Source organism: Listeria aquatica, from assembly GCF_014223975.1.
GTDB classification, from domain to species: Bacteria; Bacillota; Bacilli; order Lactobacillales; family Listeriaceae; genus Listeria; species Listeria aquatica.
Window position 1 is genome coordinate 75,783 of record NZ_JAARRM010000006.1, and the last position, 12,626, is coordinate 88,408.

A 12,626-nucleotide genomic window follows, 5' to 3' on the forward strand; every position below is an offset into this window, starting at 1 on the left:
TCTTTTTTAATTGTAATAAACTTATATACCTGACAATTACTATGATCATTGCTATAATAAATCTACTCTCAAGAGAGAAAGTTTACTGAAATTCCTATTGTGTTTAAATTTGTATTATCTGTTCTCAACTGGATAATCTTACAATATTACATAAATAGTCCATAAAATGGAGGTAGGCCCTATTGAAAAAGCTCTATATACTTGAGGATAATTTTTTACACCGTGAGTACATACTTAAATCCATTCATGCCATTGATGAAGTGAATACATTTGAATATGAGATTGAGATTGTCACTGAATTTAATTCATTTGCTCAAGAAATATCAAATAGATCGATTAGTGACCTTGACATTTTTTTAATTGATATTGATTTGAATTCTTACTTTAGCGGACTTGATCTTGCTGAACGCATTCGCCAAATCAATGAAGAATGTATTTTGATCTTTATAACTGCAGACAATACAAAGGGACTTGAAGTGATAAATAAACACCTAAAGCCTTTTGCTTATATCATTAAAGATGTTCAGTTCTCACAATTAAATTTAGAAAAAGTGTTCCATAAAGCTTTTGAATGGATTTATTCTCCAAAATTAGAACAACGTGTCGTTTTAAATTCCTCTTTTAACAAATTAATCTATCCTGCAAGAGAAATTAATTTCTTTAGGGCTCTTCCTAAAAATCGCTACCATGTTTTAATGCAAACTTCGAATTCTGAAAAAATTATAGGAATGTCTATTGGGAAGGTTAAAAAGTTGGTTCCTAAAGATATCTTCTTAACAAATCTAAAATCTTATGTTTTTAATGTTAAAAATATCATCGAGGCAGATGTTGGGGAGGGGAAACTTATCTTTAAAGGCGATTCAAAATTATCTCTTACACCACATATTGTAAGAAAGGTAGTTAATGATCCTCTGTTTATCAAATGGATGAGTTAGTGTTATAAGCTTCCCTCGTGTATTAATAATAACAAGCTTTGTAGAAAAAAAAATTAAATTCATGCTGTTTACTGTTAAATTTATGTTGTTTCTAAATATAATTAGCATGAAAACAAATTTAAAACCAATTAGTCTCAAAATATTGGACAAATGATCTAAGTAAGTTTTTCCCGCCCTTCATACGCAAGAAAACAGTACGAGGATATTCTCTTTAAAAAAATATCCTCGTACTGTTTTTTTGGTTTCATAATAAACAAAGTGTTTCATTTCTTGATAACTTTTAATCAAGAAACAAAACACTCCTGCATTCAAACACAATGACCCTTAAATTTTTTTATATCCCCCTCTAACTCCGTAGCACGCGTAAGTGCAGAAATCACCGCCACTCCATCTGCTCCTGCCTGTAGCACACGAGCGACATTTTCAATCGTGATTCCTCCAATGGCAACCACCGGTAACGTAATCCCTAAATCTCTCATTTGTTTGAGTAGTACGACCCCAGATGGTGCCTTCGCATCGCTTTTTGACCGTGTTGCAAAAATTGGTCCAGCACCTAGATAATCAATTCCTTCCATTCTACTTGCAACAACTGCCTCTTCCACCGTGCTCACCGACAAGCCCACCTTCATTTTCGTACCACAAAGAGCGATCACTTCTTGGATTTGGCGATCATCTTGACCAACATGAATACCATCTGCCCCGAGAATAAGCGCAAGCTCGATATCATCGTTCACAAAAAAAGGTACCCGATACCTTTCGCAAAGCAGTTGACATTTCCGTGCCATTTCGATTATCTGAACACGATCTGTCAAGCTACCGACCCCTTTTTCTCGAAACTGGAAACAAGTAATCCCTGCTTGTAAGGCTTTCTCCAGAAAGCCGACCAAATCCCCCTTCGCGACATCCTGCGTTCCTGCTACTAAATAAACAGCTAGTTCTTGCCTCATTTCCATTCACGCTCCCGATAAGCAAAATGATTGGTTGGACCGTGACCATGACCTATTCCAAGTGTTTGCTCAATCGCACAACTGATAAACTCTTTTCCAATACGAACACTTTCAGCAAGTGAAGTGCCTTTCGCAAGCTCTGCTGTGATGCAAGCTGAAAACGTGCACCCTGTCCCGTGTGTGTGCTTCGTATCAAATCGCTTGCTTGTAAGCCACGTTGCGAGCTCCGAACTAAAAAAGAAATCCGCGGCTTGCTTCATATCGGCGTGACCTCCCTTGATCACCACAGCACCTGCCCCCAAATCTACGAGCATCCGTGCTGCCTGTTCCGTATCCTCTACCGTCTCAATGGACATTCCAACTAAAGCTTCTGCTTCAGGAATATTCGGTGTAACCAAAGTTGCAAGCGGAAGCAACTCCCTCCGAAGCGTTTGAAGAGCTTCCCATTCCAGTAAAGCTTCTCCGCCTTTTGCAATCATCACAGGATCGATCACCAGTTGCATTCCAGGCCAATCTTTTAATTCTTGTGCCACGTGGTGTATAATTTCTGCATCTACTAGCATCCCCGTTTTCACCGCTTGTGGCATTAAATCCTCCCGAATCGCATCCAGCTGATCATCCAAAGTCACAAGCGGAACCTTATGAAACGACTTTACGCCAAGTGTATTCTGAGCCGTCACCGCCGTCAAAACAGACATCCCATAAACCCCACGTTCTTGAAAAGTTTTCAAGTCTGCTTGGATGCCAGCACCACCACCGCTGTCAGAACCTGCAATTGTTAATGCCTGTGCAATTTTCATTCCGCATGCCTCCCTTCTTCAATGAAGACGTGCTCCTGAATGGCCTCTTTCGACCAATTCGCGAGCGCATCCAGAAATGCTGGCCGAAATGATCCCGGTAAATTTTTGGCACTAAGGCTTTCTTCTGCAAATTCAGAAGCAACCGCATAGCTCGCACAGGCCTCAAGGCACGCCATGTAAGCCGCATCAATCGGTAAAGTCGCAATAAAGGCCCCACAAACCGCACTCAAAAGACAGCCCGAACCCGTAATTCTCGGTAAAAGTGAACTACCATTTGTGATTTTCGCAAACCGTTTACCATCTGAAATCACATCGCTCGCTCCACTCAAAACGGCGATTGTTTTGTGCTTTTTCGCCACTTGTCGTGCAATCTCGATTTGATCTACATGATCACTACCTGCATCAACACCTTTGCCCTGCCATTCTACACCAGCGAGCACGGCCATCTCACTCGCATTACCGCGAATCGCCGTAAACCTTATTGTCTCAAGTAGTTCAGCTACTACTTCACGGCGAAAACTTGTTGCTCCAACACCAACTGGATCGAGTACAACGGGCTTCCCTGCTTCATTCGCCGCTGCTCCAGCCCGTTTCATCGCCCGAACAAGTTCAGCATCAAGCGTGCCAATATTCATGACAAGCACATCAGCATTCTCCGCCATCTCGGCTACTTCTTCTAAAGCCGATGCCATAATGGGTGAAGCACCAATCGCAAGTAAACCATCAGCCAAATCTCCAGCCACAACGATATTTGTCATATTATGCACTAATGGATTTCCCTTTTTCACTTGCTCTAATGAATCAAATCGTCGCATTTTTTACACCTCGCCACATTTGTTTTTGGAATGCCATATCGAAAAACTCAACTTCTAATTCTGCGCTGATTAAAAAGCTTTTTCGCATCTGTTCACGTACTTTTTTATCAGCATCTTGCGCTGCATTTTCCACAAGTTCTTTCTGCAAGAAAACTGCTGCCTGATATTCATCCGCCGAATAGCTTGTTAATAACTCTTGATAAAGCGGATTTGGACTTTTTTCCTTCGCATATAGATTGCCCATATCTGCATATAACGCATAGCAAGGCAGAAGCGAAGCCATCGTTACTCCAAATTCATCAGCAAAAGCCGTCCTATATAGATGAGAAGTATAGTGATAGGCTGCAGGTGACGGTTGTACCACAAGTAGATTTTGTTCCTTAATTCCAGCTCTAGGATAAAAGGTTTGCCGCATGCTTAGCTCAGAGGCACTTAGGCGTCTAAGCACTTGATTTAATTCTTTCTTAATTTTAGGATCACATACTTGTCTTTTTGCTAGTTTAATCACTCTCACAAAATGTGTTAGATAATAGTAATCCTGTAATAAATAATGAATAAATTTGTCTTCTTCAAGTGTGCCATCTACTAGTCCCTGCACAAATGGGTGTTTGAGACTTTCCTGCCAAACATCGTTTGCTTCTTCTTCCCAAATCTTCACAAATTCCATATAGCCATCATCCTTTCTTTTAGAAAAAATGCGCCTATTTCTTAGCACAAAAAAACGCACTTTCTGTTTCCATGTATGTAAAAACAAACAAAGAAATAGAAAAGCACGTTGCTTTTTGAAATTTCCACTTCCCTACGCTTGCACTAACAAACAGGTTCAAAGGGTCAGAAAGTACACTTCCTATCTCAGCCACAACCGTGGCCCCCCTAGTGTTGCATTATTTACTTTTTTCAATCATAACATAGCCTATTCCAAGCGACAACTTTCCTCCATTTTACTCAGCCAAAACTGATTTTTATACAGAATAGTTTTTGTCGGCTTATCTTAAAATGGCCTCCAATTCCCTTTAATGTATTGAATTATTCAAAACAAAACTAAGATCACTATACGAAAAGTCCTGTTCTTTCGTTACAGCAAAACAAGTCTAAAAGTTATAACTTCTAGACTTGAAATTCAATTCACGATCTTTCACATCTTCCTATATTATAATTTACTATTTATCCCCTTCACCTAACAAGGCATAAAAAATTGCTCCCATTGTCACCAAAATAAATAATGGACAGACAAATGTAATGACTACTTTCCAAATCACATAGTTGTTCTTTATGACTTTGACAAAAAATTCGATTTGCTAAAAATAAACAAGCAAAAAATGCCCCCATCCACAAAAACTAACACATATTTTCAACTTATTGATAGAATTGTTCAATTTTATATTTATCTAAGACCGCTTTAACCATCAAACTATATCTTTCTATAATGACTGAATGCTCTCTTATTTTTACTCTGTCTAAGTATTCTACATTCTCTATTCCATCCAATGGAAGTAGCGGAACAAATTCCATAGTCTGTTAAATTTGAAGACAACTTTACTTCAACACCGCCAAGTCGAAGAACAAAGGAATATATTCTCCTTCTAATATCTACATCCCGCCGTTACGCCTTTACTTTAGCGTTGTTTTGGGCGGGTGGGTCTGGTACAATGTTAGTAATTTCTTGGTTCGACTATTGCTGATAAGGTAAAGGGATTAGATAAGATTATTTCGGAGGCTAAAACATGAATTCAACAGTTACTTTCTATGTTACTCGACATGGGGAAACATTACTTAACCATTTACATAAAGCACAAGGTTGGGTAGATTCCCCATTAACTGAAAGAGGAATCCAAACAGCCTCACAACTAGGACTGCAACTAAAAAATGTCCAATTTTCAGCTGCATTTTCCAGTGATACATCCAGAGCTTTACAGACTGGAAAAACCATATTAACTGCACAGGGGCAAAATGAACTGCAAGTTATTACTGATAAAAGACTCCGCGAATGGTGTTTGGGCTGCTGGGAAGCAGAAAATAATAATAAGTTTATTTCCAGTATGATGAATGAATTACAGATACAAAATGATTTTTCAGAACTTAATTTCCGTCTGCCAGAAGTTCATGAGATTATTTATAAATCCGACATAACAGGTATGGTTGAACCGTTTCATATGATTACGGATAGATTGGAAAGTTTTCTCAAAGATACAGCTGATCATTTTATTCACTTGAATAATCCAAACGTCCTGATTGTTACTCATGCTTTTGCTATTAAAACATTGCTGTATTTATTTTCAAAAGAAATGTTGCGAAAAAAACCTAAAATCAAAAATGTTGATATTATTACTATTAAATGGGATGGTAAAAATTTTTCTATCCTTACATGATATGCCTATGCGGCTCGGGGCGAGAATTGTATTTTTACAACGACTAGCTCGTTTGTTGCCGCAAAGCGGTGGCATGTTACGCTGAAACGCTCCGAGCATTAGTTTAGATGCTTGCTATTTTGTAAGTTCCTCGTAGCTCATGCTCGACTTTGGAAGTTTTGTGCTTTCATTTGTTGGTCTTGTTGTTGTGTTGATTAAGCTAAACGAAAAAAAAGAAAGTAACCTCATTTACCTGACCTGGCAGAGATTACTTTCTAATTTATCTTTATCTCCGCCACCGTCTTTTTAACGGTGCTACTGTTTAGGGAGTCATGTTCACGCATGGCTCTCTTTTCATGTTTATAATAGCATGCCTATTCAGTCAATAAATCGAGTAAAAAACACTAATCATCGCCAGATTTTTCGCTACTTCGAAATCTTTTGCTGATCCGCTACCGTATTCAGCATGTTAGGCATACTGGCCTGACTCCAAATCAAGAAAAATGGACCACTCAAAAATATGCTCCCCCTCTCACTTTCATAAAAGCACTTCTTTCTTATCTCTTTACTTTTATTATAGAGATAGTCACACTCAAGTATCAATTCAAAATCATTCAATAGAATTATAAAAAATCCCCACACAACCTCCTAGTTTGTATGAGGAGGTTTTGACAGAGTTTTAATCCAGAACTATAAATAAAACGTTTAATAATTAATGTTACTCCTTTTATTCCTGTAAATCAATATGATTTATTGTGAATAACTCCACATTTAAACAACAATAAGTATAATTTGTTAAATATTTCGTTTTGAGTTCACTTATTGTTTGTATGGATATATAATGAGTGTGTATTAAAGAATAAAGGAGGAGTTTTAAATGTTTAGAAAAGTTTTTGTTGTTGGCTTATCTGCATTATTGTTCAGTTCTTCTTTTGCACTAGCACCCCCTCCATCAGCTCATGCACAAAGTGCAAATCAAGAATCTACTAACGAAAGCCAGAAACCTCAACCACGAACCCTTATTTTAACTGCTACTGGTGACTTGGAAGGAACGGTCGTCCCTTACTATGATAAAGGGGATATTCAAGGTCTAGAAACTGGATACATCGATTTACATTATCATTCCTTTGACACGGGCTTTGTAGATGGCGATCATGCTTATCTTACGATTGAACTTCCTAAAGAATTTGCAACACTAGCTAAACAAGCCTCATTTAAAGAAAACATCAGCGGAACTATGCAACGTAAAGGCCTGCTTGGTGATCGCTCCTTTACAATCTCACAGGATGATCTCACTGTGAGTGGAGCACGTATTGTTGTTGAGATTCCAAGAGAACTCTGGATTATATCTGGAGAAATCATGGCGGATATTTCTATAAACTACGGAAATATACAAAAAAACTTCCCTATTCGTCTGGTACAAAACAGTGCAGAAGGATACGTATTTAAATCAGCACTTAGAAGATCTATGGCTCCATGGGATCCATTGCAATATCCACTTTTAGGTACAAATAGCGATACATGGGAGAGCCCTTACACAACAGCTTATTGGGATTAGCAGCTCCTGAAACTTCCAGTTACTATTAAAAGTTATTCACTTCTTAGGTTATCTATGAAAAGTAGATAACCTATTTTTTATACTTTAGCTTTACTTTTGTATCAACTTCCAGAACGAAAAGGTGAGTCAATTCTTCAAGAAATTTAAATTATTTATATATAGCCACTAAAAAGTCTAGAATTTATAAATTCTAGACTTTTTTATCATTCTGTTTAGTAAATAAGCGAACACAGAGATAGGCCACTGGTAAGTTAATTATAAATATTGAAAACTGGCAAAGCCAAGTCTCGCATCTCATCTTAATAAAGTTTTAACACTAGCCATTTTAATATTACTATTTTAAATGAAAATGCTCTATACAAAATCATCCGTGAAACTCCTAATAAATCGCAAAAAATGCTTATTTAACTCATCTTTTACATCTATTGGCAAATTATGTCCAGCTTCATCAAGAACATAAACTTCCATATTCTCTTTATTCATCAATTGTTCTTGATCCGAAAAACCTACGATTTGATCAAATTTTCCTAATAAAATATTTCCTTTCACTTCAGAAATATCGTCAATTAAGATATTTTCAAATGAAAACATATAATCTACATCTTGTATATCTTTCCAAAATGTATTTATTCCTTTTTTTAATCCAGGCAAAATAGATTGCTGATAGTCAAACCAAGAATGTTCACTAATGCGAACATTCATATTTAAATAATCTGAGAAAAATTCTTGATTATAATTTGGATTTATTCTTTCTTCAACAATATTTTTATGTTTAGCAAGACTTCTATCGTCTTTTCTTGCTCTAATAACCGGACAGGTTAAGAAAAAGCCACTAATCTGGCTTAACAAGATACGAACCAATCCTAAACAAATATAACCGCCATATGAATGACCGCACAGAATAATCGGCCTTCCCTTAGAATGACAATCAATAAACTTTTTTATTTCAAGCAATATATCATCTGAATTTTTCACTCTCTGATTGATTATGGATTCTCCCATACCGGGAATGTCTAGATAAACTCTGCTGAAGCATGATTTGCTGTCAAACAACCCTTCATAAAAATAAATCATACTTTCTAAGTCCAAGCCACTTCCATGGATAAAATAAATAGGCGCTCCAACTCCAAATTCTTTATAATGAATAGTATTCATTTCTATCCCTCACAAGGTATTTAATTAAGAAACCAAAAATATACTTTTCTTCTTTTCAAATCAAATTAATAAGTATACACCTACATTAGCATAATTTTCACTTTTCTACTAATTCCTTCTCCCTTTTTTCACTTTGAAAATCCTATTATCCCCGACAGTATAACTATACTTACAAAAATCATTTAGTTTAACCTCTTTTCCCTAATCTGCAAAATTCCATGTCTTTTAATTAGTCTACATTTCTTCGTTTTTCTTTTTAGTTCGACGTAACGCATAAGCACTGAGTAAAAGGAATGCTGCACCTAATCCTATCATCCATTCATTCTCCGCTGTTTGACCGCCTATTTTAGGAAGCGAAATTTTGTTGACAGCTTCTTGGTGAGATTTATCCTTTGTCTCTTTTTCGGTGACAATGCTAGTTTTCGGTTCTTATCCACCCTTTACAAAGCTCACAGAAGTTATCCGTATAGGTCTGCTTGAAACAGGGAATCCTCAATAATTGATGTTTGCATTTGGTTGGATGTTTCTACTTTTTTACTTCTCTTTTATCTCCCGAGTAAATAGATCAGTGAAAATAGTTAGATTTGATCGTTCTTCTTTCATAGACAGGAGTAAATGATTGGTGAAATGAAGGAATACGGATTGTCCAGCAACTTCGCATAGCTCCGCTCCAAAATGTCTTCATTCACTTAAAAACCTGGATTTATAACGAGCAAAACAAGTGTAGCAGTTATAACTGCTACACTTGTTAGCCCTATATGATTTTCAGGAATATTCTTCTCAATAGCTACGAAAAAATCTTGCTTTATACGGCTCTATTTCCTCGATTTTCGGTGCCTAGTAAGTTGCTCCTTTTGCCGCTCAATTCGTTCTTTTTGTCTTTGTAATTGTTGAATTTCATACTCTAATTTTCCTGGGTCATGTGATTTTTCCATCGTTTCTTTTCTTGACTGAATTTCTTTATCGATTTGATTTTGCCACTCCTCTATAATAGATTGCCATCTATCTGGTTCACTATTTTTCAAAGCTTCTCTTAGCAGCTGAGAATAACGTCGCATTTGATTTCCCCATAATTTATTTCGATTTTGATAATACTGGACTTGCTCACTTTCGTCTAACGAGCTAACAAAACGATCTTCTTCATGTTCGACAATATTACTCAAAAACGAAAGAATGGGGATGATTAAATAAATGATTAATGCTGCTTTAATAAAGTAGATGGAAAAAATAATTAACAAAACACGTAGAAAAAGAGTGACAAGCCCTTGTGCAATCTGTTCTTTTTTGTACCTTTTTTTAAGTTTAGCGTTTGTTGTGCTCTGCAAAGTTAAACTATAAATCAAGCATTTTAAAAAGAGCATTATAATTAAATTTAAAATTCCATAAATAAGCATCGTTTGAACACTAGTATCTTCAATCAATAACTTAGTTGTTGATGGAATAAGAGAGAGAAAGAACAACAAAAGCAAATAGACAACTAAATCTAGATTTCGTACTTTTTCTACCTGATTAAAAGCATTAGCTGTCTGAAACCAAATTCCTGCAACAAAGCAAAAACTAATAAAGTAAATGCCTATCGCACTTATCAAGTCGATAATAATAATTTCCCCGCTACTTGTCAGATTTATCGGCAATTCAATTACCATAATTGTTAAAATAATAGCGAAAATAGCATCACTGAATAAAGTTATTCTTTCTTTCATATTAGATTTTCCTCCGTTTATTTCAATCTTAAAATTTCAAAAAACGAGCAAATGAATATTTGCTCGTTTTCCCAATCAAATCTCATTTAAATAGATACTTTTCTCGCCAGGCACATAATTCCAGCAATAACTGCTAAAACTCCTGGTACAACCCAAAGGAATCCAACTAAAAAGAAACCAATGACACCTAAAATAAGCGTCAAAATTCCCCACAACTTGGCATTTTTCTTGATAAAAAATGAAAAGATGAATAATAAGATCCCGACTATTAATGCAAGGATTGCTAGGATAACAACCATACCGCTCGTCGCTGCTAGGATGTCCATATCAGAAGTGTCATATGCAGCGTTTGTTGTAAACTCTGATGACTGTGATATAACACCTATTAGCCCTCCACCTAAGATACCAAATAAGCCAGCAATTATCCCTGTAATTCCTGCTATTAAGGTTAAAACAAATTCAGCCTTTCTTGGATTCATTTTCGCCTCTCCCTTTTTCTTTTTTTGTCATAATATACAATACTCGACCTTATTATCATAGCATAAATACAAGCGTAAATCGTGACGAATTATTGACAATTTGTCTAAATGTTATTTTTTTATCACAAAAATACTTTGATGTATCTCTGAAGAAACGCCTCCATCCCCAGAATAACAAGGATTGCTACTAAGTTAAAAGGTGTGGACAAAATGATATAGCAAGAGGTGATAGATCCCTCTCCTTGATAATTTTCAGCAAAGATCAAGTTTATTTAATGAGAACTTTGCCGCCTTAATTTGCTAGCTCTATTCTTTGTCCTGATTTTGGCATAGCGCCTTTTTAATTTTAGCCAACTTTTGACTATATTTTGATTCAGCATCATCAAACTCACTGATTTTTTTATTGTCTTTTATATAAATAGAGAGATCCAGCAGCAACAACAAGCCATAGGCCAAGAAGTGACATTGGTAACTCAGAATGGTCTCCAGTTGTAGGTAAGAATGGCTTAACTGTAGTTGGTTTTTTTGAAGAAAATTTTACTGGTGTTGCAGGAGCCTTCTCCATTTCGGAAGCTGATTTGATTGTAGAGATGGCTTCTTCTTTGTTTTCTCCAACCTTAGTTGCTTCTTCTGATTGACTAGATTTTGCTGGATCGTCCATATCTTCATCTGGATCGTTTGGAGCTAGGTTTTTTTCATAAATCAGTGTCACTTCCGAACCTTTACTGCTATACAAGCCCGTAAGGTCTCCATTACTTTCTTTAAATCTGTAGTTAGAAATAGGCTGTACTCTGACCTCGTAATACTTACCTATTTCCCCTTCCATCACAACTTCTTCTGCAAGTTTATTTCCTGCCTCATCTAAAAAGTGAACTGTAACCTGTCCTTTTATAGTAGCGGGTTGGATGATTTTCTCATAAACGAATTGGACACTTTGCTGTTCTGACGAAAATAGACCTGATTGCTTCCCATTAATGGTTTTTAACTGATACCCTTCTAGCTGTTTCGCCTCGATTTGGTATGGTTCACCCACCTTGCCTTCTATATTTTCCGTTTCTGCGAGTTCCATCCCATTTTCATCGACAAATGAAGCACTGACTTTTCCTACTTGTGGCATAGGTTTTGCGGCATAGGTATAAAAAATTTCTTGTGTTTGGTTAGTTAAAATCGGATCCGTATAGATACCTTGCTGCTCAGCACCTTCTATTTTTATCAAGGAATAGCCCGGAATTTGCGGAGCTTCTTGAACAGCGTAAGGCTCTCCAATTGTCCCAATAGATTTAAATGGCGGTGCAAGTTCATCTCCGTTTTCATCCAAATAATAAGCAGTCACTAAGCCGTTAATAAATTTAATGTTATACCAAACACGTTTTACTGTACCGTCTGCCATGTTTTGGTAGTCAATAAATATGGTGAAACCTTGGTAGTTAATGTCTGAACTGCTTTTAAAAAAATTATTAATTGATGACATCTGAATGACGTTTTGCTCACTTGTCGGTCCGATTGTGTTCGTATAATCCACCGACTTCATTCTTAATGGAGCGCTTGATTTATAGCCAAAAAAATTATCTGTCAGCGAAATTACGTATTTTAATTCCTGACCCTGCAACTCCTCAGGAATGGGTAAAGTTACTTTAAGCTTTTCAAAAGAAGCCGGATTATACGAAACGTCTAAATCATATTCAAGTTTACTCTCTGCCTTAGCTTGTAATGGTTGCGTGAATAAAAAGAACCCCATCAGCAGAATCCCTAACAGACTAAAAATTTTTTTGGCCATTTACGACACTCCCTTATTGATTGTTTCATTTATCGTAACATGTAAAAATATAATGAATATAGGAAATGAAATGCATTTTTTGGCATCAAAACTGTAATTGTGTCTATTT

General features: G+C 36.4%; 12 protein-coding genes and 1 riboswitch. Of the genes, 4 read left to right on the top strand and 8 right to left on the bottom strand.

Going from position 1 to position 12,626, the window contains the following annotated elements:
- The first annotated feature begins 182 nt into the window (after positions 1-182).
- Complete coding sequence (locus tag HB912_RS11785; RefSeq protein WP_185374820.1) at positions 183-935, top strand: LytR/AlgR family response regulator transcription factor; 753 nt, start codon at positions 183-185, stop codon at positions 933-935.
- Between the two features lie 308 nt (positions 936-1,243).
- Here the strand turns inward: HB912_RS11785 and thiE are convergent, their stop codons facing one another.
- The 4 genes from thiE to tenA are packed head-to-tail and all read right to left on the bottom strand — an operon-like array spanning position 1,244 to position 4,164.
- Complete coding sequence (thiE, locus tag HB912_RS11790; protein ID WP_185374822.1) at positions 1,244-1,882, bottom strand: thiamine phosphate synthase; 639 nt, start codon at positions 1,880-1,882, stop codon at positions 1,244-1,246.
- The gene (thiD, locus tag HB912_RS11795) at positions 1,879-2,682 is read right to left on the bottom strand and encodes a bifunctional hydroxymethylpyrimidine kinase/phosphomethylpyrimidine kinase (protein WP_185374824.1); all 804 of its coding nucleotides are present in this window, start codon (positions 2,680-2,682) and stop codon (positions 1,879-1,881) included. The genes thiE and thiD overlap by 4 nt, the downstream gene beginning before the upstream one ends.
- Positions 2,679-3,497, bottom strand: a complete 819-nt coding sequence (gene thiM / locus HB912_RS11800; protein WP_185374826.1) for a hydroxyethylthiazole kinase — start codon at positions 3,495-3,497, stop codon at positions 2,679-2,681. The genes thiD and thiM overlap by 4 nt, the downstream gene beginning before the upstream one ends.
- Positions 3,484-4,164 (bottom strand): thiaminase II, encoded by a 681-nt coding sequence (tenA, locus tag HB912_RS11805; protein WP_185374828.1) that lies wholly within the window; start codon positions 4,162-4,164, stop codon positions 3,484-3,486. The genes thiM and tenA overlap by 14 nt, the downstream gene beginning before the upstream one ends.
- A gap of 112 nt (positions 4,165-4,276) precedes the next feature.
- A riboswitch (TPP riboswitch) is annotated at positions 4,277-4,382 on the bottom strand.
- An 839-nt stretch (positions 4,383-5,221) separates the two neighbouring features.
- On the opposite strand from tenA, the gene HB912_RS11810 reads away from it, so the two are divergent.
- The 3 genes from HB912_RS11810 (at position 5,222) to HB912_RS11815 (ending at position 7,403) form a co-directional block, all read left to right on the top strand.
- Positions 5,222-5,866 (top strand): histidine phosphatase family protein, encoded by a 645-nt coding sequence (locus tag HB912_RS11810; RefSeq protein WP_185374830.1) that lies wholly within the window; start codon positions 5,222-5,224, stop codon positions 5,864-5,866.
- Positions 5,867-6,005: 139 nt separating this feature from the next.
- Complete coding sequence (locus HB912_RS13130) at positions 6,006-6,155, top strand: putative holin-like toxin (RefSeq protein ID WP_221635735.1); 150 nt, start codon at positions 6,006-6,008, stop codon at positions 6,153-6,155.
- Between the two features lie 567 nt (positions 6,156-6,722).
- On the top strand, positions 6,723-7,403 hold the full coding sequence (locus tag HB912_RS11815; protein WP_185374832.1) for a hypothetical protein: 681 nt from the start codon (positions 6,723-6,725) through the stop codon (positions 7,401-7,403).
- Between the two features lie 354 nt (positions 7,404-7,757).
- On the opposite strand, the gene HB912_RS11820 is transcribed toward HB912_RS11815, so the two are convergent.
- The 4 genes from HB912_RS11820 to HB912_RS11835 form a co-directional block, all read right to left on the bottom strand.
- On the bottom strand, positions 7,758-8,558 hold the full coding sequence (locus tag HB912_RS11820; protein WP_185374833.1) for an alpha/beta fold hydrolase: 801 nt from the start codon (positions 8,556-8,558) through the stop codon (positions 7,758-7,760).
- A gap of 815 nt (positions 8,559-9,373) precedes the next feature.
- Positions 9,374-10,261 (bottom strand): TMEM175 family protein, encoded by an 888-nt coding sequence (locus HB912_RS11825; RefSeq protein WP_185374835.1) that lies wholly within the window; start codon positions 10,259-10,261, stop codon positions 9,374-9,376.
- 86 nt (positions 10,262-10,347) lie between these two features.
- Positions 10,348-10,740 (bottom strand): DUF4064 domain-containing protein, encoded by a 393-nt coding sequence (locus tag HB912_RS11830; RefSeq protein WP_185374838.1) that lies wholly within the window; start codon positions 10,738-10,740, stop codon positions 10,348-10,350.
- A gap of 400 nt (positions 10,741-11,140) precedes the next feature.
- Positions 11,141-12,517, bottom strand: coding sequence for a MucBP domain-containing protein (locus HB912_RS11835; protein WP_185374840.1), 1,377 nt, complete (start codon positions 12,515-12,517; stop codon positions 11,141-11,143).
- Between the last annotated feature and the right edge of the window lie 109 nt (positions 12,518-12,626).

Coding starts and splice junctions, on each gene's coding strand:
- tenA (WP_185374828.1), bottom strand. CDS start 4,164: ATGGAATTTGTGAAGATTTGGGAAGAAGAAGCAAACGATGTTTGGCAG.
- HB912_RS11830 (WP_185374838.1), bottom strand. CDS start 10,740: ATGAATCCAAGAAAGGCTGAATTTGTTTTAACCTTAATAGCAGGAATT.
- thiM (WP_185374826.1), bottom strand. CDS start 3,497: ATGCGACGATTTGATTCATTAGAGCAAGTGAAAAAGGGAAATCCATTA.
- thiD (WP_185374824.1), bottom strand. CDS start 2,682: ATGAAAATTGCACAGGCATTAACAATTGCAGGTTCTGACAGCGGTGGT.
- thiE (WP_185374822.1), bottom strand. CDS start 1,882: ATGAGGCAAGAACTAGCTGTTTATTTAGTAGCAGGAACGCAGGATGTC.
- HB912_RS11835 (WP_185374840.1), bottom strand. CDS start 12,517: ATGGCCAAAAAAATTTTTAGTCTGTTAGGGATTCTGCTGATGGGGTTC.
- HB912_RS11820 (WP_185374833.1), bottom strand. CDS start 8,558: ATGAATACTATTCATTATAAAGAATTTGGAGTTGGAGCGCCTATTTAT.
- HB912_RS11810 (WP_185374830.1), top strand. CDS start 5,222: ATGAATTCAACAGTTACTTTCTATGTTACTCGACATGGGGAAACATTA.
- HB912_RS11825 (WP_185374835.1), bottom strand. CDS start 10,261: ATGAAAGAAAGAATAACTTTATTCAGTGATGCTATTTTCGCTATTATT.
- HB912_RS11815 (WP_185374832.1), top strand. CDS start 6,723: ATGTTTAGAAAAGTTTTTGTTGTTGGCTTATCTGCATTATTGTTCAGT.
- HB912_RS13130 (WP_221635735.1), top strand. CDS start 6,006: ATGCTCGACTTTGGAAGTTTTGTGCTTTCATTTGTTGGTCTTGTTGTT.